The following is a 26568-nucleotide window of genomic DNA, read 5'->3' as shown; positions in this document are numbered from 1 at the left end:
TCACCGGGTCGCGTCGCGCAGCCGACCCGCTGCCCGTCGGGCCCGCAGGAGCAGGTCCCGTTCGTCGACGGTGCTCAGACGGCCGCCCTCGACGACCGGTCGACCGCCGACGAGCAGCAGCTCCACCGGCGCCGGCGCGCCGAAAACGAGGGCGGCGACCGGATCGGCGATGTCGGCGTGGCCGAGCCCGTCGAGACGCCAGAGCGCGACGTCGGCCAGCTTGCCCACCTCCAGTGAGCCGATCTCGTCGGAGCGGCCGAGGCAGCGGGCGCCGCCACGGGTGGCGAGGGTGAGCGCCTCGCGCGCGGTCAGGGCGGTCGGCCCACCCCGCAGACGGGCCACCAGCAGGGCCTGGCGTACCTCCGCGACCAGCTGTCCGGCCTCCTGGGAGGCGGCGCCGTCGACGCCGAGGCCGACGGACGCGCCGGCGTCGAGCAGGTCCCGCACGGGGGCGATACCCGCGCCGAGCCGGGCGTTCGAGCTGGGACAGTGCGCCAACGACGTGCCGGTCGCCGCGATCCGCCCGATGGCGTCGGCGTCCAGGTGCACGCCGTGCGCAAGCCAGACGTCGTCGCCGAGCCAGCCGAGCCGCTCGGCGTACTCGGCGGGCGCGCAGCCGTGCGTGGCCCGGCAGTAGTCCTCCTCGTCCACGGTCTCGGCCAGGTGGGTGTGCAGCCGGACGCCCCGGTCCCGCGCCAACGCGGCGGCGTCCCGCATCAACCGTTCACTCGCGGAGAACGGGGAGCAGGGACCCACCGCGACCCGGACCATCGCGTCCGGTGCGGGGTCGGAGAAGCGGTCGATCGCCTCGGCCGTCGCGGCCAGCGCGGCGTCGGTGTCCTCCACGAGGTGGTCCGGCGGCAGACCACCGGCGGACGCGCCGAGGTCCATGGAGCCGCGGACGGGGTGAAAGCGCAGCCCCACCCGGCCCGCCTCGGCCACCTCGGCGGCGAACAGGTCGCCGGCCCCCGCCGGGAACACGTAGTGGTGGTCGGTGGTCGTGGTGCAGCCGGACAGCGCGAGCCAGCCCAGCCCCGCGCCGACGGCCGCCGAGACGTCCTCCTCGCCGATGCGCGCCCACACCGGATACAGGTCGGTGAGCCAGCCGAACAGGTCGGCCTGCTGCGCGAGGCCCCGGGTGACCCACTGGTAGAGGTGGTGGTGGGTGTTGACCAGCCCCGGCGTGGCGAGGCAGCCGGTGCCGTCGACGCGCCGGACGGGCCCCGCCTGGTCCGTGGCGGCCGCCGGACCGGGCCCGACGGCGACGATCCGTCCACCCTCAACGACCAGGTGACCGCGCTCGTACTCGCGGCCCGTGCCGTCGACGGTCGCGACCGCGCAGCCCTCGATGACGATGCGCTCCGGCCGGGGCGGGGTCACACGTCCCACCACGACTCGACCCACCGTGGCGCGTCGTCGCGACGCACGGCGCCCTCGATCAGCCCGTACGGGCGGTCGGGGGCGTGGAAGACCTCGTTGGGGTTGTCGAGCCCGAAGGGTGCGAGGTCGACGAGGAAGTGGTGCTTGTTGGGCAGCGACATCCGCACCTCGGTGATCTCCGGCCGATTTTCGAGGACCCGCTGACCCATCGCGTGGAGGGTCTGTTGCAGGGAGAGGCTGTGCGTGTCGACGAACGCCTCGACGAGGTGCCGCCGTGCCTCGCCGAACGAGAGCGCCCAGTCGTCGCTCCCGCTCGTCGCGTGTCGCCAACGAGCGTCCACCGCCGTGGCCAGGATCCGGTCGTGCGCCTCGGGCAACGTCGTGTACGCGTCCCGCACGAAGCCGAAGAACTCCGAGTCGGTGGTGTTCAGCAGCACCATCCCGGTCAGCCCGGAGACGACGACGGCGTCCGACCCGTCGACGGTGACCGTCGCCGTCCGCGTCTCGGCCCCCGAGCGGGCGAACGAGTGCGGGCCCTGGCGTCCCCAGGCGTGCTCGTGGATGTCGACGGTCGCCCGGGTGACGGCGGGCTGCGACTCGACGAAGTGCCGGGCCAGGCGCAGCCCGAAGTCCTCGATCGCGCCGACGCCGTGTTGGCGGGCGAAGGCGTACACCGTGTTCTTCTGGCTGTCGGTCGGCAGGACCTTGCTGTTGTCGCCGGTCAGGTGGGTGTCGGCCAGGTCGCCGGCGAGCGCGACGCCGACGGTCAGGTCGGTCAGGTCGTGCCGTTCGCCGTGGCGGACGACGTGGACCAGCCGCACTTCGGCCTTGCCGTACTGGTGGGGGCCGAGAACAACGTCCAACGGGTCAACTCCCTCGATACGTCGAATAGCCGTACGGGCTCAGCAGCAGGGGCACGTGCACGTGCCGCCAGACATCCGTGACCACGAACACCACCGACACCTCCGGGAAGAACGCCCCGAGGCCGAGGTAGCCGGCGGTGTCGAAGCAGAGTCGGTACGTCCCCCGGGCCCAGCGCCGCTTGGGCACCCAGTCGCGCAGCCGCCCGTCGGGGTCCGTACGCCCCGTGGCGACGTCGATCCACCGGTCGCCGGCCCAGCGGTACAGGTGCACGGCCACTCCCTGGGCCGGTTCCCCGCGGGCGGTGTCGAGGACGTGCGTGGAGAGGCTCACTCGTCCATCAGCCTCGTCAGTCGCAGCGCCGTGATCCGGGTCAGCTCGGCCCGGACCACCTCCCGCTCCGCCGCCGCGCCGTTGGCGAGCCGGGCGGTGGCGGCGGCGACGATCTCCGCGGGCGACCGTCCGTTCGCGAAGATCAGGAAGAGGTGTCCGAAGCGGGCCTCGTAGGCGCGGTTGACCTCGCGCAGGGCGAGCCGGGTGCGCTCGTCGCTGTCGGCGACGCCGGCCTGCTCGCGGCGGGACCAGGTCGCGTCACGCCCGTCGCCGTCGGCCCGTTGCCCGATCCGGGGATGCGCCGCCAGCGCCTCGGCGATGTCGGGCCAGGGCAGGGCGGCGAGCGTCGCGGATCCCGTGGTGACGAGCGCCGCCGGGGTGGCGTAGGGACGGGCGGCGGCCATGGCCCGCGCCCACGACGGCGACGCGCAGCACGCCGACAGCTCCCGCTCGGCGTCGGCCGCCGGCAGCGCGTTGAACCACGTCAGACGCTCGTGCACCGGACCTCCCCTCCACTTCGCGGTGGCGGTAGTCAAACAGCGACATCGAGCCGGGTGCATTGGGCGAGCGAACCGAACTTGAAACATTGCCGCCCTACGGTCTCTGGAGCTTCCTCCAAGGCAAGGAGTTGTCGATGCGCCTCAACGACCTCCTGGGCCAGGCCGGCCTCAAACTGACGTTGCTCAGCGGCCACAGCCAGGGCGAGCGGGTGATCCAGCAGTTCTTCACCACCGACCTGCTCGACCCGAGCCGTTACCTGTCCGGCGGCGAGGTGGTGCTCACCGGTCTCATGTGGAGACGCGGTCCGACGGACTCCGAGGTGTTCGCGGCGGCCGTCGCGCGGGCGGGCGTCAGCGCGGTCGGGGCCGGCGCGGCGGCGTTCGGCACCGTCCCGGCCGATGTCGTCGAGGCGTGCGCACGTCACGACGTCCCCGTGTTCGAGGTACCCGTCGAGGTGTCCTTCACCGTCATCAGCGATGCCATCGGCACTGCCCTGCGGGTCGAGAGAGCCACCGGACTGGCCGCGACCGTGCACCGGCACCAGGGTCTGATCGCGGCGCTCACCGAGGACGCGCACCTCGCCGACCTGTTGCCGTCGGCCGCCGCCGAGACCCCCTGCTGGGTCCTGTCGCCCACCGGCCGGCTCGTCGCGGGCACCGCCCCGATCGACGGCGACCTGTGCGCCCGGCTGGCGCGTACGTTCCTGACCGCCCCTCGGCTGCCCCACGTCCTCGGCGTCGGCCGGGACCGGCGCGTCTCGCTCTTCGGCGCGAGCGCCCACCCGGGCCGGCGGGTCGGCACGTGGTTCCTGGCCTGCGCGGGCGACCTGACCACCTGGGAGCCCGAGCGCCGCCAGGCCGTCGAAGGGCTGGTCACCCTGCTCACCCTCGAACGCGCCCACCTCGACCGGCACCTGCACGTCGAGCGTCGCCTCGCCGCGCTCCTGCTGCGACCGCTGGTCGGCGGCGCCGCGCCCGCCGAGATCGCGGCGCGTCTCGAAGCGTGTCGCCTGGCCCCGGACGCCACCTTCCTCGCCCTCACCGCCGGCACCGCAACGGCGGCGCCCGACGACCTGCCGCTCAGCGTCGTCGAGGAGGTCGTGCGGCCGCTGGCGCCCACGTCGGCCATCGCGACCGTCGGCGACGAGGTCCATGCGCTCATCCCCGTCGACTCCCCCGGCGACGTCAGCCCGGCCGACCTCGTGCAGGGGATCCGCCAGGCGACGCGGGCACTGACACCGGCTCTGGGCGCAGCGCGGTTCGCCATCGGGATCAGCGCAGCGGCATCGGGGGCCGACGCGCTGGACACGGCGGTCGAGGAGGCCCGCCACGCCTACCGGTACGCCGTCACCGGGCAGGAGCGGGTGGCGGTGGTGTCCAGCGGAGACCTGTCCTCGCACGCGCTGCTGCTGGCCGGCGTCCCGACCGAGGCCCGGCGGGCGTTCCACCGCCGGCTGTTGCGCCCCCTCGCCGAGTACGACCGCGCGCACGACGCCCGCCTCGTGCACACCCTCGACATGTTCCTGCGCTGCGACGGCTCGTGGACCCGCACGGCGAAGGAGCTGCACGTCCACGTCAACACCCTGCGCTACCGCATCCAGCGCATCGAGCAGCTCACCGGCCGCAAGCTGCACCGCTTCGACGACCGCGTCGACCTGTACCTCGCGCTGCAACTGCAACGCCACTAGGCCGTGTGTCAAAGCCCCTGGCCGGCCTGCGGAGGCCGAGCGGACCGGCCGTTTCGGCCGCTGGTGAACCGCCGCTCGCGGGCCCGTGGTCCGACCGGATCGGAGCCACCCGCTCCATTGAGCGTGATGCCTGTGGGTCATCAAGATGACTCACCGGCATCACGCTCATTCTGGTGTCCGCCGTCCGCCCCTCGGCTCGACCGAGGACCTTGACACCCGGCCTGGACGAGTACGTGTCCAGGTGGCTGCCCGCTGTGCGAAAGCCCAACTCGCGGCGGCGAGCACCCGGCAGCCTTCGTGCCCTGAGCCAATGGGCTGCGACCCTCCGCACTGCTGAGATGGCTGTCAGGTGAGCCGACCGGGTTCGCGGGACGGGGTGTGCGGGGTGGATCTGAACTCGGTACGGACCGTGGTGCCCGCGGCGGCGGCCGGTCGCTGGCAGCCGGGCGACGCCTGGCTCGCCGGTGGCACATACCTGTTCTCCGAACCCCATCGGCACCTCCGCCGGCTCCGCGACCTGACCGGCGAGGACTGGCCGCCGGTGACCGACACACCGCGCGGCCTGGACATCGCCGCGACGTGCACGATCGCGGAGCTGGCCCGGTCCACGACGGTGCGGCCCACGGCACTGCGGGAGCTGGTCCGGCGCTGCTGCGAGGCGTTCCTCGCCTCGTTCAAGATCTGGAACACGGCGACCGTCGGCGGGAACCTGTGCACGGCGCTGCCGGCGGGCCCGATGATCTCGCTGGGCGCGGCCCTGGACGGCACCTGCCTGCTGCTGACCGCCGAGGGCGGCCGGCGTGAGCTGGCGGTCGCGGATTTCGTGACGGGCGAGGGCACGACCGCCCTCGTACCCGGGGAGTTTCTGCGGTCGATGACCCTGCCCGCCGCCTCCCTGCGCAGTCCGACCGCGTTGCGCCGGGGATCCCTGTTCGTCGGCGGCCGGTCCGCCGCGCTGCTGGTCGGCCGCACCGACCCGGACGGGTCGTTCGTGCTCACCGTGACCGCGTCCACGGTACGGCCGGTGCAGCTCCGGTTCGACACCCTGCCCACGGCCGGGACGCTGCGGCAGGCCGTCACCGACGGCATCCCCGCCGAGCGGTACGTCGACGACGTGCACGGTCTGCCGCGGTGGCGACGCCACCTCACCCTGCTGTTCGCCGAGCAGATCCGCGCCGAACTCGCCGGAAGGAGCCCGCGGTGACCGCCGGCGGAATCGTGGTTGACGGGACGGCGTGCAACCAGGCCCCCCGGCCCGGCCAGTGCCTGCGCACCTACCTGCGCGAACGCGGTCGCCTCGGGGTCAAGAAGGGCTGCGACACGGGCGACTGCGGCGCCTGCACGGTGCACGTCGACGGTCAACCCGTGCACAGCTGCGTCTACCCGGCGGTCCGGGCCCGGGGTCGTCAGGTCACCACCATCGGCGGCCTGGCCACGCCCGACGGCCTGCACCCCGTGCAGCAGCGCTTCCTGGACGCGCAGGGCTTCCAGTGCGGTTTCTGCACCGCCGGGTTCATCATGACGGCCGCCGCGCTCGACGAGCGCCAACTCGACGCGCTCCCGCAGGCGTTGAAGGGCAACCTGTGCCGCTGCACCGGCTACCGGGCGATCGAGGACGCCGTTCGCGGTGACCGCCACGTCCACGAGCCGGCCTCGGGCGCGGCGGTCGGGGCCAACGTGGCGGCGCCGGCCGGCCGGGAGGTGGTCACCGGCGCGGCCCGGTACACGTTCGACGTCGACGTGCCCGGTCTGCTGCACCTGAAGGTGCTGCGCTCGCCCCACCCGCACGCGCGGATCCTGGCCGTCGACACCACCGCGGCGCTCGCCCTACCGGGCGTCCACGCGGTGCTCACCCACGCGGACGCCCCCGACCGTCGCTACTCGACCGCGCAGCACGAGCACCCGAGCGACGACCCGGCCGACACCCGGCTCCTGGACGACGTGGTGCGCCACGTGGGCCAGCGGGTCGCCGCCGTCGTCGCGGACACCGAGGCCGCCGCCGAGGAGGGCTGCCGACGCGTCGTCGTGCGCTACGAGGTGCTACCGGCGGTCGTCGACCCGGAGGCGGCGATGGCACCCGGCGCGCCGGTCCTGCACGGCGACCGGGGCGCCGAGGCCGGCATCGCCCGACCGGCCGACAACGTGGTCGGCGAGATCCACGCCGAGGTCGGCGACGTGGACGCCGGGCTCGCGGCCGCCGACCTGGTCCATCGGCAGACGTTCCGCACCCAACGTGTGCAGCACGCCAGCCTGGAGACGCACGGGGCGCTGGCCTGGGTCGACGCCGACGGACGGGTGACCGTACGCTCCAGCACCCAGACGCCGTTCCTCACCCGCCGCGCGCTGTGCCGGCTGTTCGACCTGCCGCTGGACCGGGTGCGGGTGCTCACCGGCCGGGTCGGCGGCGGGTTCGGCGGCAAGCAGGAAATGCTCGTCGAGGACCTCGTCGTCCTCGCCGTGCTGAAGACCGGCCGCCCGGTGAAACTCGAACACACCCGCGCGGAGCAGTTCACCGCCACCACCACCCGGCACCCCTTCACCGTCGAGGTGACCGCCGGCGCCCGTCGGGACGGCACCCTGACCGGCATCCGCCTGCGGGTCGTCTCTAACACCGGGGCGTACGGCAACCACGGGCCCGGTGTGCTGTTCCACGGCTGCCACGAATCCCTGTCGGTGTACCGGTGCCCGAACAAGAGAGTCGACGGGTACGCGGTCTACACCAACACCGTCCCCGCCGGCGCGTTCCGCGGCTACGGCCTCGGGCAGGTCAGCTTCGCCGTCGAGTCGGTCCTCGACGAGCTGGCGCGACGCCTCGACCTCGACCCGGTCGACCTGCGCGCCCGCAACGTCGTACGCCCCGGTGAACGACTCGTCCCCCCGGCCGGCCACGACGACGACCTGACCGTCGGCAGCTACGGCCTCGACCAGTGTCTGGACGTCGTCGCCGCCGCCGCGCGGGACGCGGGACCGCCCGCACCGCCCGGCTGGCTCACCGGGCACGGCATGGCCCTGTCGATGATCGCCACCGCGCCACCCGGTGGGCACCACGCGGACGCCCGGGTGACGCTGCTGCCCGACGGGCGTTTCGAGGTCGCCGTCGGCACCGCCGAGTTCGGTAACGGCAGCACCACCGTGCACCAGCAGCTCGCCGCCGAGACGCTGGGCACGACGCCCGACCGGATCGCCATCCGCCAGTCCGACACGGACCTGGTCGGGCACGACACCGGGGCGTTCGGCAGCACCGGCACGATCGTCGCGGGCACCGCCGTCCTGCGCGCCTGTCGGGCGCTGCGTGACCGCCTGCTCGCGTTCGCGTCCGCGCACACCGGCGTACCGGTCGCGCACTGCCGACTCGACGCCGACGCCCTCGACTGCGCCGGCGACCGGCTGTCCCTGCCGGACCTGTGGGAACTCGCCCAGTCGGCCGGCGAGCAGACGGCCGCCGACGGGCACTGCGCGGGCACGCCACGGTCGGTGGCCTTCAACACGCAGTGGTTCCGGGTCGCGGTCGACCCGGACACGGGCGAGATCCGCATCCTGCGCAGCGTCCACGCCGCCGACGCCGGCACGGTCGTGAACCCTATGCAGTGCCGGGGCCAGGTCGAGGGCGGGGTCGCCCAGGCCATCGGGGCCGCCCTGTGCGAGGAGGTACGCGTCGACGCGGGCGGCACCGTCACCACGGCCGCGTTCCGCCAGTACCACCTGCCGACCCTCGCCGATATTCCGCGAACGGAGGTCCACTTCGCCCGGACGCGCGACGCCGTCGGCCCGCTGGGCGCGAAGTCGATGAGTGAGAGCCCGTTCAATCCGGTCGCGGCGGCGCTGGCGAACGCCCTACGCGACGCGACCGGCATCCGCTTCACCGATCTGCCACTCACCGCCGACCGGGTCTGGCTCGCTCTGCACGAGCAACGTTCAGCACCGACAATTACCTGATGGTCACGTGAACGGGTACGTTACTCGCCATTCACACGGATGACTGACCATGAGCGCGAAGATCAAGCAATCTCCTTCGAGGGCGCCCGAATGGCGCTTCCACCGATGGTCCGATGAGGAGTATCCCTTGCGTTCCCTTCCTATGCGCGCGGCTCTGGCCACGGCCGCGGCGACACTCGTCGTGCTGGGCACCGCGCCGGCCCCGGCGCAGGCCGCGCCGACCGAGGTGCAGATCCTCGGCTTCAACGACTTCCACGGCCGCCTGGAGGCGCCCACGGCGGGAGTCGGTGGCGCCGCGCAGATGGCCGGCATGATCGAGCAGTTGCGGGCGGCCAACAACAACACGCTGGTCCTGTCCGCCGGTGACAGCATCGGCGCGTCCCCGTTCATCTCGCTCGTGCAGAAGGACGAGCCGACGATCGACTTCCTCAAGATGATCGGCGTCGACGCGTCGAGCGTCGGCAACCACGAGCTCGACCGCGGGTTCGACGACCTCGACGACCGGGTAATCCCCCGCTCCGGCTTCCCGTACCTGGCCGCGAACGTGTACCGGGGCACCGAGGCCGCTCCCGGCCGCCTGGCGGAGTCCACCGTGCTGACGGTCGGCGGCGTCCGCATCGGCGTCGTCGGCGCGGTCACCCTGGAGACCCCGTCGCTGGTGTCACCGGCCGGCATCCCGGGCCTGACCTTCAAGGACCCGACCGCCGAGGCGAACCGCGTCGCGGCGAAGCTGAAGGCCGACGACGACGTGGACGCCGTCGTGCTCCTCGTGCACGAGGGCTCGGAGGCGAGCGGCACGGACGCCGCCGCCTGCGCCGCCGTGGCGGACCCGAGCACTCCCTTCGGCAAGATCGTGACCGGCGCCAGCGCCGACATCAACGTCATCATCTCGGGTCACACCCACGTCCCGTACAACTGCTCGTACGACGTGCCGAAGCTGGGACACAAGCGGCCGGTCCTGCAGACCGGCCGGTACGGGGACGCCCTGGACCAGGTCAAGCTCACCGTCGCCGACGGTAAGGTGACCGCCGCCGAAGGCGCCGTCCTCCCGATCAAGGGCTACCCGGCGGACCCGGCGGTCGCGCAGTTCGTCGCCGACACCAAGGCCGAGGCCGACGTGCAGGGCAAGGTGAAGATCGGCGAGATCACCGCCGACATCAAGCGCGCCGTCACCGCCGAGGGCGTCGAGGACCGTGGCAGCGAGTCGACCCTCGGCAACTTCATCGCCGACGTCCAGCTGGAGGGCACCCGCGCGGCCAACCGGGGCGGAGCGCAGATCGCCTTCATGAACCCGGGCGGCCTGCGCGCCGACTTCGTCAAGAGCCCCGACGGCACGGTCACCTTCGCCGACGCCGCCACCGTCCAGCCGTTCGCCAACGACGTGATCACCAAGACCTACACCGGTGCGGAGATCAAGGAGACGCTGGAGCAGCAGTGGCAACCGGCGGGCGCGTCGCGGCCCTTCCTGCACCTGGGCGTCTCCAAGGGCTTCAGCTACGTCTACGACCCGAACGGTCCGGCGGGCAACCGGGTCATCGCCGACCGCATCTTCCTCAACGGCACGGTCATCGACCCGAAGGGCACCTACCGGGTGACGGTCAACTCGTTCCTGGCCTCCGGCGGTGACAACTTCAAGGCGCTCGCCGGCGGCGTCGACCCGCTCGCGACCGGCGACAACGACCTCACCGTGCTCGTCGACTACCTCCGGGCGAAGTCCCCGGTCACCGCCGACACGGTGGAGCGCGCGTACACCGTGGACCAGCCGGGCGCCCCGGTCGGCGGCGGCCCCAGCGGTGAGCCCACCGGCAGCCCCACCGCCAGCCCCAGCGGCGGCACCGGCAACGGCGGCGGAGCCGGCGAACCCGGTCTGCCGATCACCGGCGTCAAGGCCCTCACGATCGCCGGCGCCGGCATCCTGCTGTTGCTGGCCGGCGCCGTCGCGCTCGTCGCGGCCCGGCGGCGGCGCATTCGCCTGACCGTCGAGTGACGCGAAGCTGAAACGAACTGTCGTCTCCGGAAGCCCGCGCGGCTTCCGGAGACGACCGTCGGCCTCTCAGACCGCCCGGGTCAATCGCAGCAACCGCCAGACGGTACGCAGTGACACGCTCGGATAGAAGCCGACGTACTCGGGCGTCACCCGCGGCTGCCACTTCTCCTTGAACTCGGCCTGGCTGCGGGCCGGGTAGATCCAGTCCCCGTGCTCGGCGATGAACCCGATCAGCCGGTCCGTGCCCCGATGGCTGCCACCGGCCGGCTGGTGCCGGGGCGACAGCTCCCGGAACGGCGTGAGGCCCAGGTGCAGCCACCGCGCGCCCTCGGCCTGGAAACGCTGCGACGCGACCACGAACGCCAGGTCGACCGCGCCGGGTGGCGCGTCGGGCTCACGGCGCGTGATGTCGTACAGCCAGCCGCCCTCGCGGCCGAACGCCGGGGAGTACGACACGTACGCCACCGGCGCACCGTCGGACAACGCGAGGAACAGCCGGCGTACGGGATCGTCCTGGCGGGCACGCTCACCGACCAGGAACTCGATCTGCTTGACGTGCCGGCCCTTGTCCGCGAGCCAACGGGCGTCCAGGGCGTCCAGGCGCGCGGCGAGCGGCGCGTCGTACGGCACGTCCCGGCCGGCCTCCACGACGGTGACCCCGGCCCGCCGGGAGCGCGCCAACTTGTTGCGCACCTTCTCGAACTTGCGGCCACGCAGGCTGAAGCTGTCCAGGTCGATCGAGTACGCCGCGCCGAGCTGACTGAGCTGGTAACCGAACTCGGCGTACAGGTCGAGGTCGTCCGGGGTGAGCTGGACCGCGCACAGCCGCCGGCCCTCCTGCTGCGCCCAGCCGTGGAACGCCCCGAGCAGCCGCTTGCGGTCCTCCGGGTCGGCGTAGACGCTGCCCAGTTGCACGGCGTGCCGCCGCCCGGCCGGCCGGTACGCGATGAACCCGTCGAGACCGGTCACCGTGAAGTGCCGCGTCTCCCTGTTCAGCGCCAGCGCGGCGCTGGAGTGCTGCGCGTGCCGGCGCAGGACGGCCAGGGCGGTCATCGGTTCCATGGCGGTGGCCTCCACCTGTCAGGGAGCGGACGGGTCGTGGCGGGTCGCCGCGCGCCGGCGTGCCCACGCGAGCTGGACAAGGTCCACGGCCTCACGCCCGACGGCCGAGGCGGGTTCGCCGCCGGTGACACGGTGGGCGACGGCACCCACCAGCCGGGGCAGGGTGAGCAGTCGGTCGGCGTCGAGCCGGTCACCCATCACGTCATCGAGCCGGCCCACGGCCCGGGAGTTGCGCTGGAGGCCGGCGAGGAACGCGTGCTCCATCGCGGTGACCGTGCCGCCCCGGCCGATGTCCTGGCCGTACCAGTAGTTCGGCAACTCAGCCCGGTCCCGGTCCCGGGCCCACCGGGCCAGCCCCGACGACAGCGCCGCCGGCTGTTCCCAGTGCGCGGTCAGCACCGCCGCGAGCGCGCGGGCGTTGCGCAGCGCGTCGTTGATCCCGTGTCCCAGGGTGGCGTCCTTGGCGTGCCCGGCGTCGCCCACCAGGGCCCAGCCCGGCCCGAACGGCTGCCGGAAGAAGGACGGGTACCGCACCACGCGGTGCAGGTCCCCCACCGGCTCGCCGGCGGCGGCGAGGTGGCCCACCTGCGGGCTGACCGACTCGACGTGCCGCAGGAACCCGGCCACCTTCTGACCGGCCAGCTCGCCCTGTAGGCGCTCCGGAGGTTGCGCGATGACCACGAAATCCTCGGGACCGGTGGGCAGGATCGAGACGATGTGCACCCCGATGCGGTGCCACAGCAGCGCCGGCGGGATCCGTGCGCCGGTGAAGTACCGCCAGAGCAGGGCCCGTTCGCTGCGCGCCGTCAGGTACTGGCGGGCACCCACCCACCGGGCCACCGACGAGTTACGGCCGTCCGCTCCCACCACCAGCCGCGCCGACACGTCCCGGACCGAACCGTCGGCACGCTGCACGGTCACGCCGCGCACCGCGCCGTCCGCGCCGTGCCGCAGACCGACGACGGCGGTGCCGGTGGAGGTCTTGGCGCCGGCGGCGACCGCCCGGTCCAGCAGAACCTGGTCGAGGACGTCCCGAGGTGGACACAGCCCCGGGTCGTCCGGGTGGCGGAAGTGCAGCTTCACGTCGTCCAGCCGGACCCACACGTCGTGCAGCGGCGGCACGCCCTGTGCGACGACGGTGTCGTACACGCCCTCGATCCGCAGGTCCTCGGTGCCGTGCAGGATGTGCGTGGACAGGGTCGGCGCGGGCAGGTCACCGCGGTCGAACACGGCCACCGACAGACCGGCCGCCGCGAGCCGGGCCGCCAGCGCCGAACCGGCCACCCGCGCCCCCACGATCACGACGTCGACCTGCTGCTCCATCGCCCGGTTGCCGGCCACGACCGCGCCGCCCGTCGCCGCCGCCGGCAATCCGGTGGCCGGGCCCGTTGGTTGCGCGGCCGCACCGACCGGCGGCACCGTCGCGGTGGCCGCTGGCTCTGGGGCCGCGGCGACCGGCAGGTCTGGCGTTGTGGCCGGCCCGGACGCCGCGGAGACTGGCAGCTCCGCCGCCACAGCGACCGGGGGCCGAGTTGGCTCGACGGCCGACGACGGGTCGGTCGGCGCGACAGGGGTCACGAGGGCGGGTGGGGTTGGCGAGCGGCGGGCAGGGGCGATCTTGTCGGCCGCGTCCAGCCCGCGCAGGTAGCCGGCCAGCAGCAGGTTGCCGATCCGGCCCGTCGGCATCAGGCCCGCGGTGCCGCGCAGCCAGGGCAGCTCCGGCAGCGGCGCGGTCGGGTCGGCCGCCGTCGGATCCGAGCGGTCGACCAGCCGGGGGGCGAGCACCTCGGCCGTCAGCGCCGAGAGGGCCAGGCCGTGCCCACACCACGCGCCCGCGAACCACACCCCCGGCCGGCCCGGAACCGGACCGACGATCGGCAGCCGGTCGAACGTGGACGCCGTGACGCCGGACCAGAAGTCGGTCACCGGCACGTCCGCCAGCGCCGGAAAGGTCGCGGCGAGTTCGCGGACCAGCCGGTCCCGAACGGCGGCGATACCGCGCTCGTCGACGCGCGGCTCCAGCAGGGCGGGACCACCGCCGAACAGCAGCCGGCCGCGGGCGGTCATCCGCAGGTAGTTGAAGAACGACCGGCTGTCGATGGCCGCGCCGCGCCCGTCCCAACCGGTCCGCGCCAGCAGGTCGGCGGGTACGGGGCCGGTGCGCAGGACATGGGTACGGATCACCGCGACGTTCCGGGTGAACAGTCCCAGCCGTGTGGTGAAGCCGTCCGTGGTCAGGGCCACCCGTCTGGCGCGTACCCGATGTCCCCCGGCCGTCACCGTGACCGGGTCGCCGCCGGTGATCGCGGTGACCGGCGTGTTCTCGGCGATGCGCACCCCGGCGGTGAGCAGCGCCGCCCGGAGTGCCTGGACCAGCAGCCACGGGTTGACCAGCGCCACGTCGGGGTAGCACAACGCGCCGTGGTAACGGGTGCTGCCCAGGCGCTCGGTGGCGCCGTCGCGGTCCAGGTAGGAGGCGTCGAAGCCGAGGTCGCGCAGGGTCTGCGCCTGACGTCGGAGCGATCCGGCGTGTGCGGGCGCCGACGCGGCCACGAGCTGGAAGCCGTCGGTCAGCTCGCAGCCGTCGGGCAGACCCCGGGCCAGCCGCCGCAGCGCGGCGATCCCGTCGAGCGTGGCGGCGAACATGGTCCGGGCCCGGTCCCGTCCGTACCGTCTGACCAGTGTCGTGATCGGGCCGCCGACCCCGGGGCCGACGATGCCGGTGCTGTGTCCGCTGGCGCCGGAGCCGACCTCGGTGGCCTCCAGGACCAGGATGTCGCGGGCGGGCAGGTGGTTCGTCAACTGGTACGCCAGCGCGAGCCCGGCCAGCCCTCCTCCGACGATGGCGACGGACGCCTCCTCGTCGCCGGCGAGGGCCGGCAGTCGCGCGGCCCGCGGGTCGTCGCGTTGCCAACCGCTCGCCGCGGAGACCGGCCGGCTCATCAGGCCACCGAGGTGGGTCTCGACGTGGCCGTCGGGACCGGTGAGTCGGCTCGCCCGGCAGGGGCCGGCGACGGACCGCCGGTCACCTCGCGCAGCAGCGCGTCGAAGGCGGGCAGACGCTTCGGCTCGAACGGCACGCCGAAGGGCTTGAGCTGGTTGCCGAAGAGCGAGCGGTCACCGAAGAGGTGGATCGGCACCGCCAGCAGCGCCCATTCCGGCCCGATCAGCCAGGCCCAGAGCGCCACCACCAGTCCGGCGCTGAGCAGGCTGTGCATGCTGTTGTAGAGGACGTAGTACGCCTTCGGGATCCGCCCGTCCGGGCTGCGATGGTAGGCGATCGCCCCGGGGATGTAGCCGATCAGGTCGATGTAGAGGAACAGCCCGATCGCCGGCAGCCACCGGATCTCGTCCCAGTGCGCGATGAACAGGCCACTCGCCAGCGCGAGCCCGGCGAACCACTCCGCGCGGTGCAGCCGGGCGGTGGTCGGCGTGTCGAACGTGTTCAGCTGGTCCATCGTCAGGCCTTCCCGCTGACGCCGACCGACGCGGTCGCCAGGACGCCGTCCGGGATGGTCACCGCCGGGAACAGTCCCCGGAGAACGTGGTGGATCGTCTCGGTGAGGACCCGCTCCGCGACCGGATCGATGATGCTGGCGAGACTGGGCACGCCGAAGTCGAAGCTCGCCACGAACGTCATCGCCACCCCGTCCGGGTCCTGGCGCAGCGTCCACGCGCCGGAGAACTCGTCGAAGTCACCGTCGATCTGGTCGAACTCGATGGTGAGACGATCGCGGTCCAGGTCGTCGGCCTCCGTCCAGGCCAGGATCCCGTTGCGGAACAGGACCTCCCACGAGCTGACGACCCGTCGCGCGTCGGCCGGCGACTGCACGGTCACCCTCTGGACCACGTCGACCAGGTGCGGGTAGCGCTCGAAGTCGACCAGCTGGTCGAACACCGCGCCGCCGTCCCCACCGGAAAGGAATGCCTGGATCTCGACCCGTCGCATGTCAGTGGACCCCCAGCCGGTCTGCTGTCGGATAGCGGTGGCCGAGCGTGCGCAGCGCGCCGTCGAACGCGTCGACCAGGAGGGCGACCTCGTCGCCGGAGAGCACCGCGGGTGGAGTGAGGCGCAGCACGGCGCTGGCGTTCAGCGAGTGGTTCACGATCACCCGGGCGTTGAGGAGTTCGAGGATGGCCTCGCCGGCCAGCCCCGGACCGGCGAACTCCACGCCGATCAGCAGCCCGACGCCGCGTACCTCACGAACCAGGTGCGGATACCCGGCCGCCGCCGCCCGCAGGCGGGCCAGCAACTCGTCACCGAGCGTCGCCGAGCGCTCGACCAACCGTTCCTCGGTGGCGACCGTGATCGCGGCACGGGTGGCGGCCATCGCGATCGGCGCGCCGGAGAACGTGGACGTGTGCAGGAACGGGTCCTTGTCGAAGGCCTGGAACGCCTCGGCGGTGGCGACCACGGCGGAGACCGGCACGATGCCGCCGGACAGGCTCTTGCCGGCCAGCAGCACGTCCGGTGTCACGCCCTCGCGAAGGGCGCCCCACCAGTGACCGAGGCGGCCGACGCCGGTGAGGATCTCGTCGAGCACCAGGAACGCGCCGTGCTCCCGGCACAGTCGGGACACCTCGCGCAGGTAGCCGGGCGGCGGGATGACCACCCCGCCCTCGCCCTGCACCGGTTCCATGATCACGCAGGCCGGCGGCCCGGCCGCCAGCACGGCGGCCAGCGCCTCGGCGTCTCCGTACGGAACGTGCGAGGCGTCCGGCAACAGCGGGCGGAACGGACGCTGGTAGAGGTCCTGCCCGGTGACGGAGAGCGCCCCCATGGTCTTGCCGTGGTATCCGTTGACGGTCGAGACGAGCCTGCGCCGGCCCTGGACACGGGCCATCTTGATGGCCGCCTCCACAGCCTCCGCGCCGGAGCCCGCGAAGTGCACCCGGGTCAGCCCGGGCGGCGCCACCGCGACGAGCGCTGCCGCGGCCTCGGCCACCGACGGCTCCAGCATCAGTCGGGTGGCTATCGGATGGCTCTGGATCTGCGCGATGACCGCGGCGACCACGGCCGGGTGCCGGGCGCCGTGCAGGAACACGCCGTAGCCGCCCACGTTGAGGAAACGGTTGCCGTCCGAGGTGTACACCCAGGCGCCCTCGGAACCGACCTCGACGTGCCCGCCGAACATGTCGCCGAGCTTGGCGCGGCCCCGGGACAGGAACCGACGGTAGTTGTTCCGGACCTGCTCCCGTACCTGCTGATCGGTCTCTACGCTGCTGGCTGTCACCACTCCTCCTAGCTCACCACGAGCGGCTGGCCGCCGAACCAGGCCGTCAGTTCCGCGGCGGTGCTCACCCGCGACGGTGGATGGAAGGCGACCGCGTGCGACGTGGCGGCGAGATAGGCCACCTCGGGCGAGGAGATGAACGCCATCCCACCGAGCAGATCCACCGACCCGCGCACCGCCGTGGCGATCGCGTTCGCGGCGGCGAAGCGCACCACGAGCGCCCGGCCGAGGGCGTCGTTGCCGCCGTCGCCGTCGTCGAGACTCCGTGCCGCGCCGTCCAACATGATCGCCGCGCCCTGCACGGCGGTCGCCACGTCCGCCCGCTCGGTGACCGGTCCCCGGCCGCTGGTGATCGCGCGCTCGACCAGCGCGGACGCCACCCCCAGGTAACACGCGGTCACCAGGAGCTGGAACCAGACGAACCCGATGGTCTGCAGGTCGTCGAGCTGGCCGTCGAGCGCGACCTCCGGGTAGACGAACAGGTCTGGATGCACCTCGACGTCGTTGAGCAGCACGGCGTCGGACTCGGCGCCGGTGAGCACCGGCGACGCCCAGAAGGGCTCGATCGTGATGCCCGGCGACTCCGCCGGGATGAGCGCCACACCCAGGCGGGTGCCGCCGTCGTCGGTGGGCACCGCCACGCTGGCGGTCAGCAGGTCCATCGAGGCGGAGAGGCTGCACGGGCGCTTCGCACCGGTGACCCGCCAGTTCTTGCCGTCCCGCCGGGCCGTCATGGTGGGCGTCAGGATGCCGCGACCGGCATGCCCCTCGGCGAAGCCGGAGGCCACCAGCCGGCGATCGGTGGCCACCGCCTCCAGCAGCATCCACTCGAACCCGACGTTCGCCCGGGCCAGGGCCACCAGGCCGGCGACCGAGAACTGGTGCATCGTGGTGGCGACCGCCAGCGACGGCGCCTGCGCGGCCAGGGCGCGGGTGACCCGCACGGCCTGGAGGGCGGACGCGCCGAGCCCCTGGTAGGTCTTGGGCACCACCAGACCCGCGCCCCCCGCCTCCCGGAAGAGGGCGACGCCCGGCCCACCCGGGCGCTCCAACTCCATCAGGGGAACCTCGCCGAGCCTCTTGAGCAGGCCGGGAAGCAGCATGTCGCAGGTGTCCCGCTCGGTGTCGAGAAAGCTCATGCCGCCAGACCCTCCCGCTCGGCACGCAGCGGGGAGGCAAGTGCCGCCCGCCGGGGCTGGACGTCGCGACCGATGCTGATGCCCTGCAGGTGCGACGTACGCAGCATTGGATAGTTGCTCTCGCCCCCCGGGCCGCCGGTCAGGCCGGCGCCACCGTGGGTGGACAGGTACGGGACGAACCCGATGTGCGAGTCGTTGATCTTGAGTAGGCCCCCGTTGTGCACCCGGGCCACGAACTGCTCGACCATGGACTCGTCACCGGTCCAGACCGAGTTGCGCAGGGCGTACTCGTTGGCGTTCAGGAAGTCGATGACGTCGTCGAGCAGGCCGTCGCCGTGGTCCGGGTCGGGCACCACCACCGGCAGCAGCGGGAAGAAGGTCTCCCGGGCCACCGCCCACACCGCCCGGGCGTCGGTCAGGCCGTTGACCCGCAGAACGGTCGGCTCGACGAACACCCCGGTGGACGAGATCGAGCCGTCCAACTCCATCCGGTTCCCACCGGCGAGCACCTCGGCGCCGCACTCCGTGGCCTGCTCGACGTACCGGGCGAACTGGTCGCTCTTGAGCACCGGCGACAGCAGCACGTCCGGATCCTCGGGATGACCGGGCCGGATCTTGCGGGCGTGGCTGATCAGGCGGGCCAGCAGACGGTCCGCGATCGCCGGGTGGGCCACCACGTAGTTGGGAACCATGCAGATCTGCCCGGACCCGAAGAAGCTCTCGGTGAGCGCCTCGGCGGCACGGTCGAGATCGGCGTCGTGCCACACCACGCAACCGTCGTTGCCGGCCAACTCCAGGATCGGCTTCTTGCCCCGGCGTACCGCCTCCACTCCGAGCGGGATGCCGAGTTCGCTGCTGCCGAAGTAGAAGATGTCGTCGACGAGCGGGCTGGCCAGGAACTGGTCGAGGATCCGCTTGGGCGGGCCGCAGACCACGTTCAGGGTGCCGGGTGGGGCACCGACCTCGTCGAGGATCGGCGCCACGATCTCGCGCAGCACGAACATCACGCCGTAGGGGCTCCCCCGCGGCGCCTTCACGACGAGCGCGTTGCCGGCGGCGAGCGCGGGAACGCCGAGCAGCGAGTTGACCGCCGCCGCGTTCTGCGGTGGGCTCAGCGCGACCACGCCGTCGGGCTTGCGTACCACCAGTAGACGCCGGTTCGCGTCGTCGTACTCCCGGTGCATCTGCTCCGCGCACAGCCCGATCGTCTCGGGGCTCGTCCCGTGCAGGCACCCGGCCAGCTCCCACTCGGCGAGCGCGCGGGGGTGCCCCTCCTGGACGAGGACCTCCACCACCTCGTCGTGCCGCCGGCGCAGCTCCTCGTGGAGTCGGTGCGCCACCTGGAGCCGTACCCGAAGAGGCATCGCGCCCCAGACGGGCGCCGCCGCCGCGGCGGCCTGGATGGCCTGCTCGACGACGGCGTCGTCGGCCACCGCGCAGCGGGCCAGGACGCTCGCGTGGTCGTCGCCGTCGTGGCGACGGCCGCGGTCCAGGTCACGCTTGAGGGAAAGCTGGGGCAGCATGTCGTTGAGCACCGCCGAGGCGCGCAGGCAATGTACCCACTTGTCCGCTGGAACGTCCTGACCTGCGATGTAGGACCCGTACGATCGCAACGTCGCAGCCCCCTCCCATAAGCGAGTCTGTGCTACTAATTCATTAGTCGAGGAACGGTCGAACCATAGATGCCCTCGTTGAAGGGTGTCAACGAACCTTTGAGCAGAGGCAAGATGCCGACACACGACGCGCAAGCGCCCAGGAAAAGCCCCATGCGGTGGATTCGGATCGGATCGGCATTACTGGCCGCGCAGATGCTCGCCCTCGGCGTGCCGGCGTCCGTCGCGCCGCGGTGGTTCTTCGACTGGTTCCCGTTCGGCGCGGGCTGGGTCGCCGCCGGTGGCCCGTACAACGAGCACCTGCTGTCCGACCTGGGCTACGCCTACCTGGCGTTGGCGGTCGTCCTCGGCTGGGCGGCCGCGCGGCCGGTGCGGGAGTTGTGTCTCGCCGCAGCGGCCGCGTCGGTCGTCGCGAACACGCCACACCTGCTGTTCCATCTGGCCCACGCGGGGGCGCTGCCAACCGCCGACAGCGTCGCGGAGAACGCCCTGCTGGCGCTCACCGTCGTGGTGGGACTGGCGGTCTTCTTCGCCGGCTACCGTCTCCCGGCCGGCAACGCCGCCGGGCAGCCAACCGCCGATCTCCCGCGCGAGCGGCCGTAGCCCGCACGCCGACCGCCCGAACGGGAGTCGTCCGACGGTCAGGAACGGCTGGTCGGCCAGATACGGCGGGCCGGGCGGCCGTCGGCCGCGGGAAGCGGACGCGTCGACTCCCACAACCGCCGCCACTCGGCGGCCTGCGGCCCGGTGGTGGACGCGACGGCGGCGGCCGGCGCGGTCCGCAGTGAGCGGTACCAGCCGACCTCCTCCTCCACCCACAACCGGCCGATCGCGGCGGACATCCGCTCGTGGAACGCCCGCGCCCCCTCGCCCTCGCGGGGCCACAGTGGCCGGCCGTAGCGCACCACGACCGTGCGCCGGCCGGGCACCGGCCAGTTCCGGCCGCGCGGCATGGCGCCGAACGTGCCCCGCAGCGCGACCGGCACCGCCGGAACGTTGTGCGTGCAGCACAGGTGCGCGGCGCCCAACCGCATGCCGCTCATCCAGCCGTCGGTGGACCTGCTGCTCTCCGGAAAGAGCAGCAGGCTCCAACCGTCGCCGAGCAGCTTGGTGGCGAGGCTGCGTAGCCGCCGGTCACCCTGCCGCTCGATCGGGAAGGCGTTGAACACCAGCGACGTCACGACGGCCCGCCAGCGCGCGTCGAAGAAGTAGTCGGCGGCGGCCCCGACGGCCAGCCGCCGCGCGAACCGACGGGGCACCGAGCCGAGAATCAACGGCGTGTCCAGGTGACTCGCGTGATTGGAGACGAAGACGGCGGGCCCCTGCAAGCCGTCGAGGTACTCCGTGCCGCGAACGACCGGATGGGTCTGGGTCCAGGCCACCGACTTGAGCACGCCCCGCTGCAGGCCGAAGCGGACCGCCCCCGCCGCCCGGGTGCGGGCCCAGGCGGTGGGGAACTCGGAGCGCTCGCGGCGGATCTCGTACGGCTCGGCGGAGCGAGGAGTCGTCGCCCGGCCACGCCAGTCGCGGCGGCCGCGCAGCAGCCTCACCTCGTCGATCAGGCGCACGTCGCCTCCCGGGTCATCGGACGTCCGCCAGGGTCACGGGCGGGGCGTGCAGGTAGGTGATGCTCGGGCTCGACCCGACCGTGTCACGCGCCATCTCCAGCGCGTCGGCGAGCGAAGAGGCCGCCCGGAAGCCCATCACCGCCGCCGTCTTCCGGTCGGCGCCGACGAAGATCACGTCGCCCAGGTGCTCCATCGCGTGCGCCCCCCAGTACCACATGTAGAACGGGTGCACGCCGTGGTACGCGTAGCTGGTCCGGTACAGGTGCCGGTACCAGGGGTCCTGCGCGTACTGCTGCTCGTACTTCGCCTCGATCGCCGCCGGGTCGGTGGTCTGCGGCAGGACCTCCTCGAAGAAGTCGATGTAGCTGGGGTGGTGCACCGGGTGGAACTCCTTGGGCATCGGGTGGTAGAAGATGCCGACCCCGCCGCGCCGCACGATGGGCTGGTTGCGGTAGAGGTTGAAGAAGTACCCCAGGCCCAGCGACATCACCAGGATCGGGTTCATGATCGAGTTGACGTTGTACGGGCAGATGAAGGGCAGGCCCCACACGCCGATGTCACTCTGACCCTGCACCTCGGTGAGCTGCTGACGGTGCACGTTGGCGAGCGTGAGCGGGTGGACCGAGTCGGGCCGGCCCGCGTTGACCCCGGTCACCCCGTACGGCGCGTCGTTGTTCTGCCAGACGCGTCGGCGCAGCTTGGGCGGCGTCAGGTCGTTGGCCCGCTTGGCGGCCAGGTAGGAGAGCTGGTCGCCGATCCCCCACTCCCATTCGCGCTTGTTGAGGAAGCCGACCTGGCTGGGGAACGAGTCGAGGTTGAGGGTGGTCTCGACCGTGAAGACCTTGACCGCCTCGCCCAGCACGTCGGCCATCCGGTCGTACGAGTGGTGCATGGCCGAGTTCGGCGGGTCGTTGAAGGAGCGCGAGTGGCGCAGCGTGTGGACGTTGTGGTGGTGGCGAAGACTCCGGTAGGAGCCGAGACCCACGGTCACCGACTTGCTGCCGCCGCTCATCGCGGTGAGGTTGATGTTGGCGTACACGATGAGATCGCTCTCGGCCGCCCGCCGGTTGATCTCCACGTCCTCGCCGTGCGGCGTGGTGCCGAGGTGGACCAGACCGTCCGGGTCCTCGGCGTCATGATTCTTCAGGTGCTTGGGGAAGAACGCCCGGAAGACCCGCTCGCCGACGATCCGCTTCAGCTCGGCCGGCGTCATCCGCCGGTGCAGCGAGTTCGCCGCGATCAGCTCGACGTCGTCCACACCCGCCTCGGCGGCGAGCTCCAGCACGTTCTCGATCACCCGCTGCCGGACGTCCGGTGGGCGCATCTGCGGCAACGGGAGGGACAGGTCGTCGAAGACGATCGTCAGTCGCATCCCGGGGCGGAGCAGGTCGGGCAGCGGCGGCGAGTCCACCGGGTGCAGCAGCGCGCGCTGGATGGCGGCGTCGACGTTGGCGATCGGCGGAAGCGAATCCGGCGGGTACACCACCCGTGTGCCGAGCGGGAACCGCTCGAGGAGGAAACCCTCCCCCTGGTGGACGAGCAGCGGCGGCGTACGCTCGTCGACCTCGAGCACGAAGCCAGGTCTGCTCATGAATTGTCCTTTCGTCGTTCCGGCTCGTGCGGGTGCGTCGGGCTGCTTGGTCAGTTGCGGCTGGGGTCGAAGGCGACCTTGACGGCGCCCAACTGCCCGGCCTTGGCGGCGTGGCCGAGCGCCTCGCGCCACCGCGACAGCGGGTAGATCGCGTCGACGTAACCGTCCAGGGGCGCTTCGGCGGCCAGCGCCATCGCCTCGGCGAACGTGCCCCCGACGGGCTCGTCGGCCTCCGGCGCGTCGGCCTCGGTCCCGGCGGTCGGGCTCGCCGCCGCGCTGCCGCTGGAGGCGTACGACCCGACGAGGTTCAGCTCCCGGAACCAGACGGGTGTCAGGTCCACCCCGCCGGAAGGCATCCCGGACAGCAGCACCGTGCCACCGGCCCGGACCAGCCGCAGCGCCATATCCAGGCCGGCCCCGGCACCGGTGCACTCGAAGGCCACGTCCGCCCCGCCGAGGAGGAAGTCGCCGCCGATCATGGGTTGCTCCAGCGTGCCGCCACAGGCCCGGCGTACCGCGCGAGCCGCACGGGACGGCTGGAAAACCTCGGTGGCCCCGAGCTCGCGGGCCCGGGCGTGCTGGTGCGCGTGCTTGGCCACCACGTAGATGGGGCCGGCCTTGGTCAGGGCACGCAGCGCCAGCAGGGTCAGCAGGCCGACCGTGCCGGCGCCGACGATCAACACGGCCGCCCCGGCCGGCACCTGCGCCCGATGGACCGAGTGCACCGCGCAGGCCAGCGGCTCGACGAGCACCGCCCGGCGGTCGTCCATCGTGTCGGGTACGGGATGCAGCTGGGCCGCGTGCGCGACCATCTGCCGACCCCAGCCGCCGCCGGTGTCGGTGCAGTAGCCGGTCTGCAGGCCGGCGGAGACACGACCGGCGGTGACCCGGTCGCACCGGCTGTGCTGCCCCGCGACACACCATCGGCAGGGCTCCCCGCCGCGTACGGCGCAGGACAGCACCGGGTCGACCACGACGCGGCTGCCCTTGGGCAGGTTGGGTAGGTCGTCCAGGGTCTCCGCGACCACCTCGTGCCCGGGCACGAAGGGCATCGACACGACCGCTCCGAAGTACGGCGACGAGCGACCCGTCAGCAGGCTGACGTCCGAGCCGCAGATGCCGGAGAGCAGCGGTCGCAGCCGGACCCAGTCGCCCGACGGCAGGCTGGGCTCGGCCCGGTGCACCAGGCGCAGGGGCGCCACGTTGCTGGCGAGCACGCCGGACATCCGGCCGCCGAGTTTGGTGGAGCTGGCGCCCCGGGCGGCGAGGAAGCGGGGAGTCGACTGGCGGTATTCCAGGGCCGGCATCATCGGGCCGCTCCCCGCGCGCCGGGGCCGGCGGCCGAGGTGGTCAGCTCGACCATGTTCTCGACCGCGCCGACCGTGTGCCCGCCCCACTCCTCGATGCGCCAGTTCTGGCGCTTCGCGTGGCGGTACAGCTTGGGATCGGGGTTGACGGCCACCGGGTTGCCCACCCCCTCGAGAAGTGATCGGTCGGAGAAGCTGTCGCCGTACGCGTACGAGCTGCGCAGGTCTGCGCCGATGTCGTCGGCGTGGTGGCGGAGCCAGGCCAGGCGGGCCTCGCCCACCAACGGCGGTGAGGCCAAAAAGCCGGTCAGGACGCCGTCGCGCACGTGCAACCGGCTCGCGACCACGTCGTCGAAGAGCGGGCGCAGCGATTCGATGAGGATGTCCGCGGTGCCGGTGATCAGGATGGTGCGGTGGCCGGCCGCACGGTGGGCGCGGATCTGCCGGATCGCCTCCGGCAGCGCCCGCCGCAGCAGCGCGTCACCCATCCGGTCACGGATCAGGTCGCGCAGCGCCTCCTCGGAGGCGCCGGCGTACCGCCGCATGAAGGTCCGGATGAACTCACCCCGGCTGCGCTGCTCGGCGCGCAGGTAGCGCGGCGCGGCTCCGGCGAGCGCGGCGAACTCCTTGGCCCAGCCGCCCTTCGGCCGGTCGGACAGGCGGGCCCACAGGAAGGTCTCGATGAGGTTGGACGCCACCACCGTGCCCTCCAGGTCGAAGACCGCCACCGTGTCGCGGCCCTCGGGCAGCGGCCCGCGCCCGCTGGAACGGGGACGCCGGGTCACCGACTGCCGCAGCAGCGCGGTGATGGCCGGGCAGTGCACCTCCTGGAGGTAGTGCGGCCAGTCCACCTCGGCGACGTCGAAGCTGCCCCGGCTGACCATCTCCTCGGGCACCTGGCGGTGCAGCGCCAGCACGTTGCCGTCGGTGTAGATGGCCTCGACCTCGGTGTAGACGCCGTACAGGTCGGACAGTCGACGCAGCGACTCGATCCGCTTGGTCTCCTTGTGCACCTTCGTCATCCAGTCGCGGGTGCGCGGCGAGGCCGGCAGCCGCAGCAGCGCCCGTTCGGCGAGCGACACGGCGCGCTCACCGGTGCGCAGCTTGCGCTCGATCTGGCTCGCGCCCGGAAAGCGCCAGGTCGGCACCGCGATGTGACCGCGACCGGCCTCGGGCAGCGGGTGACGGCGGAAGTAGTTGCGGATGTTCTCGTCGAGCTGGCGTTGGGTCAGCGGGTTCCGCGCGCCGGTGCCGACGTGGTAGTAGACCGGCGCGGCGGGCTCCGGCTCGACGGCCGCGACCGCCAGCAGGGCGTTGGTGACCAGGTCGATGGGGACGATGTCCACCACCGCGTCGGGCAGGCCGGGAAAGTCCGGAAGCGTGCCGCGCCCGTACGACAGGATGATCGGGTCCACCATCTTGAAGGAGTCGAACCACCCGGGGAACGGATGACGCAGCGCGCTCTGCACGATCGCCGGGCGCACCACGGAGAGGCGCAGCCCCTCGTCGCGGGCGTACTGCTCGGCGACCCGCTCCCCCAGCGCCTTGGTGAACGTGTAGACGTCCGGCCAGCCGACGCTGTGCGCGCGCAGCCGGCCGTAGTCGATGAGTCGCTCGGTCACCTTGCGACGCCGCGCCTCCTCGGCGGCCCGCGCCGTCGCCTGCGGGCCGGCCTTGCCGTGCTCGGCGCGGGCCTCGGCCAACAGCGCGCGCAGCGCCTCGGGGCGGCGGGAAGCGCGCTCCACCTCGGCGCGGGCGGCCCGCGCGGCGGTCAGCTCGGCCTGCCAGTCGACGTCGTGGTCCAGCGGGGCCTCGGGCACCACGCCCTTGCGGGCGCCGGCCACGTACGCCGTCGAGACGTGGACCACGTGCGGACGTCGCGGCAGCGCGACGACCGCATCGTAGAGGTTGACCAGACCGCCGACGTTGACCTCGAACGCCTCGTCGATCGGCGGGTCGAAGGACACGGTGGACGCGCAGTGCAGGACGGCGGTCAGGTCGTCCGGAAGCGCCGGGACCGAGCCGGTGAGGTCGCCCTCGAGGACGCTGACCCGCTCGGCCAGCAACTGCGTGAGGGCCGGCCCGCCGATCCTGCGGCGCAGCGTGCGGAACACCGGCTTGCGCCCCAGTCCGGCGACGCGGTCGGCGCCCGACGTCGCGCCGCGCCCGCGCACCAGCACCGTCACCCGGGTGTTGGGGTAGTCGGCGAGCAGCCGCTCCAGCGCTGCCTGCCCGAGGAACCCGGTCACCCCGGTGAGCAGGACGTGGGCACCATCGAGAGACCAGTTCGGCGTGGCGGGTCGGTCACCCGGGTTGTAATTCACCAGATGAGGATAGCGTCAAACGGGCCGCGCGTCAGCCACCGATTC

General features: G+C 72.7%; 20 protein-coding genes. 5 read left to right on the top strand and 15 right to left on the bottom strand.

Translation table 11 applies throughout. From position 1 onward, the window contains the following. From AB0I89_RS13875 to uraD, 4 genes are read right to left on the bottom strand one after another with little or no spacing between them, the layout of a single operon-like run. Positions 1–1380: an 8-oxoguanine deaminase gene (locus AB0I89_RS13875; RefSeq protein WP_357125337.1), complete on the bottom strand. Its 1380-nt coding sequence runs from the start codon at positions 1378–1380 to the stop codon at positions 1–3. Beyond that, complete coding sequence (gene pucL, locus AB0I89_RS13870) at positions 1377–2243, bottom strand: factor-independent urate hydroxylase (protein ID WP_357125334.1); 867 nt, start codon at positions 2241–2243, stop codon at positions 1377–1379. The genes AB0I89_RS13875 and pucL overlap by 4 nt, the downstream gene beginning before the upstream one ends. Before the next feature lie 4 nt (positions 2244–2247). Next, complete coding sequence (gene uraH / locus AB0I89_RS13865) at positions 2248–2574, bottom strand: hydroxyisourate hydrolase (RefSeq protein ID WP_355047963.1); 327 nt, start codon at positions 2572–2574, stop codon at positions 2248–2250. After that, positions 2571–3074, bottom strand: a complete 504-nt coding sequence (gene uraD / locus AB0I89_RS13860) for a 2-oxo-4-hydroxy-4-carboxy-5-ureidoimidazoline decarboxylase (RefSeq protein WP_357125330.1) — start codon at positions 3072–3074, stop codon at positions 2571–2573. Before uraD ends, uraH begins: the two co-directional genes overlap by 4 nt. 134 nt (positions 3075–3208) lie before the next feature. Here uraD and AB0I89_RS13855 point away from each other — a divergent pair, with 134 nt between their 5' ends. The 4 genes from AB0I89_RS13855 to AB0I89_RS13840 all read left to right on the top strand — a co-directional run bounded on the left by AB0I89_RS13855 (position 3209) and on the right by AB0I89_RS13840 (position 10685). Continuing rightward, positions 3209–4762 (top strand): helix-turn-helix domain-containing protein, encoded by a 1554-nt coding sequence (locus AB0I89_RS13855; RefSeq protein ID WP_357125327.1) that lies wholly within the window; start codon positions 3209–3211, stop codon positions 4760–4762. A 385-nt stretch (positions 4763–5147) separates the two neighbouring features. Further along, positions 5148–5966: an FAD binding domain-containing protein gene (locus tag AB0I89_RS13850; protein WP_357125324.1), complete on the top strand. Its 819-nt coding sequence runs from the start codon at positions 5148–5150 to the stop codon at positions 5964–5966. Then, positions 5963–8698: a molybdopterin cofactor-binding domain-containing protein gene (locus AB0I89_RS13845; RefSeq protein ID WP_357125321.1), complete on the top strand. Its 2736-nt coding sequence runs from the start codon at positions 5963–5965 to the stop codon at positions 8696–8698. The genes AB0I89_RS13850 and AB0I89_RS13845 overlap by 4 nt, the downstream gene beginning before the upstream one ends. 127 nt (positions 8699–8825) lie before the next feature. Beyond that, positions 8826–10685: a 5'-nucleotidase C-terminal domain-containing protein gene (locus tag AB0I89_RS13840; protein ID WP_357125318.1), complete on the top strand. Its 1860-nt coding sequence runs from the start codon at positions 8826–8828 to the stop codon at positions 10683–10685. 66 nt (positions 10686–10751) lie between these two features. Here AB0I89_RS13840 and AB0I89_RS13835 read toward each other — a convergent pair whose 3' ends face one another. The 7 genes from AB0I89_RS13835 to AB0I89_RS13805 are packed head-to-tail and all read right to left on the bottom strand — an operon-like array spanning position 10752 to position 19733. After that, positions 10752–11747 (bottom strand): DUF2156 domain-containing protein, encoded by a 996-nt coding sequence (locus AB0I89_RS13835; protein WP_357125315.1) that lies wholly within the window; start codon positions 11745–11747, stop codon positions 10752–10754. An 18-nt stretch (positions 11748–11765) separates the two neighbouring features. Next, positions 11766–14690, bottom strand: coding sequence for an FAD-dependent oxidoreductase (locus AB0I89_RS13830; protein ID WP_357125312.1), 2925 nt, complete (start codon positions 14688–14690; stop codon positions 11766–11768). Then, entirely contained in the window at positions 14690–15205 is a 516-nt protein-coding gene (locus AB0I89_RS13825; RefSeq protein ID WP_357125308.1) for a hypothetical protein, read from the bottom strand. The genes AB0I89_RS13830 and AB0I89_RS13825 overlap by 1 nt, the downstream gene beginning before the upstream one ends. A gap of 2 nt (positions 15206–15207) precedes the next feature. Continuing rightward, complete coding sequence (locus AB0I89_RS13820; protein WP_357125305.1) at positions 15208–15696, bottom strand: SRPBCC family protein; 489 nt, start codon at positions 15694–15696, stop codon at positions 15208–15210. 1 nt (position 15697) lies between these two features. Further along, on the bottom strand, positions 15698–16981 hold the full coding sequence (locus AB0I89_RS13815) for an aminotransferase class III-fold pyridoxal phosphate-dependent enzyme (RefSeq protein WP_357125302.1): 1284 nt from the start codon (positions 16979–16981) through the stop codon (positions 15698–15700). Between the two features lie 8 nt (positions 16982–16989). Then, positions 16990–18120 carry an acyl-CoA dehydrogenase family protein gene (locus AB0I89_RS13810; protein WP_357125299.1) on the bottom strand — a complete coding sequence of 377 codons (1131 nt, stop codon included), beginning with the start codon at positions 18118–18120 and terminating at the stop codon, positions 16990–16992. Beyond that, positions 18117–19733 carry an aldehyde dehydrogenase family protein gene (locus AB0I89_RS13805; protein WP_357125296.1) on the bottom strand — a complete coding sequence of 539 codons (1617 nt, stop codon included), beginning with the start codon at positions 19731–19733 and terminating at the stop codon, positions 18117–18119. Before AB0I89_RS13805 ends, AB0I89_RS13810 begins: the two co-directional genes overlap by 4 nt. 153 nt (positions 19734–19886) lie before the next feature. On the opposite strand from AB0I89_RS13805, the gene AB0I89_RS13800 reads away from it, so the two are divergent. Next, entirely contained in the window at positions 19887–20336 is a 450-nt protein-coding gene (locus AB0I89_RS13800) for a hypothetical protein (RefSeq protein ID WP_357125293.1), read from the top strand. Positions 20337–20374: 38 nt separating this feature from the next. On the opposite strand, the gene AB0I89_RS13795 is transcribed toward AB0I89_RS13800, so the two are convergent. The 4 genes from AB0I89_RS13795 to AB0I89_RS13780 are packed head-to-tail and all read right to left on the bottom strand — an operon-like array spanning position 20375 to position 26523. Beyond that, complete coding sequence (locus AB0I89_RS13795; RefSeq protein ID WP_357125290.1) at positions 20375–21301, bottom strand: lysophospholipid acyltransferase family protein; 927 nt, start codon at positions 21299–21301, stop codon at positions 20375–20377. A 13-nt stretch (positions 21302–21314) separates the two neighbouring features. Beyond that, positions 21315–22892, bottom strand: a complete 1578-nt coding sequence (locus tag AB0I89_RS13790; protein WP_357125287.1) for a lactate racemase domain-containing protein — start codon at positions 22890–22892, stop codon at positions 21315–21317. A gap of 50 nt (positions 22893–22942) precedes the next feature. After that, positions 22943–24202 carry a zinc-binding dehydrogenase gene (locus AB0I89_RS13785; protein WP_357125284.1) on the bottom strand — a complete coding sequence of 420 codons (1260 nt, stop codon included), beginning with the start codon at positions 24200–24202 and terminating at the stop codon, positions 22943–22945. Further along, positions 24199–26523 carry an HAD-IB family hydrolase gene (locus tag AB0I89_RS13780; RefSeq protein ID WP_357125281.1) on the bottom strand — a complete coding sequence of 775 codons (2325 nt, stop codon included), beginning with the start codon at positions 26521–26523 and terminating at the stop codon, positions 24199–24201. Before AB0I89_RS13780 ends, AB0I89_RS13785 begins: the two co-directional genes overlap by 4 nt. Positions 26524–26568 lie beyond the last annotated feature (45 nt).

Origin of the sequence: Micromonospora sp. NPDC049801 (genome assembly GCF_040656575.1) — a bacterium.
In the GTDB taxonomy this organism is placed as follows: Bacteria; Actinomycetota; Actinomycetes; order Mycobacteriales; family Micromonosporaceae; genus Micromonospora.
Note: the sequence above shows the minus strand (reverse complement) of the source record. Positions and strands in the feature narration are given on the sequence as shown.

Coding starts and splice junctions, on each gene's coding strand:
- AB0I89_RS13810 (WP_357125299.1), bottom strand. CDS start 18,120: ATGAGCTTTCTCGACACCGAGCGGGACACCTGCGACATGCTGCTTCCC.
- AB0I89_RS13830 (WP_357125312.1), bottom strand. CDS start 14,690: ATGAGCCGGCCGGTCTCCGCGGCGAGCGGTTGGCAACGCGACGACCCG.
- AB0I89_RS13820 (WP_357125305.1), bottom strand. CDS start 15,696: ATGCGACGGGTCGAGATCCAGGCATTCCTTTCCGGTGGGGACGGCGGC.
- AB0I89_RS13835 (WP_357125315.1), bottom strand. CDS start 11,747: ATGGAACCGATGACCGCCCTGGCCGTCCTGCGCCGGCACGCGCAGCAC.
- AB0I89_RS13855 (WP_357125327.1), top strand. CDS start 3,209: ATGCGCCTCAACGACCTCCTGGGCCAGGCCGGCCTCAAACTGACGTTG.
- AB0I89_RS13800 (WP_357125293.1), top strand. CDS start 19,887: ATGCGGTGGATTCGGATCGGATCGGCATTACTGGCCGCGCAGATGCTC.
- AB0I89_RS13785 (WP_357125284.1), bottom strand. CDS start 24,202: ATGATGCCGGCCCTGGAATACCGCCAGTCGACTCCCCGCTTCCTCGCC.
- AB0I89_RS13825 (WP_357125308.1), bottom strand. CDS start 15,205: ATGGACCAGCTGAACACGTTCGACACGCCGACCACCGCCCGGCTGCAC.
- AB0I89_RS13790 (WP_357125287.1), bottom strand. CDS start 22,892: ATGAGCAGACCTGGCTTCGTGCTCGAGGTCGACGAGCGTACGCCGCCG.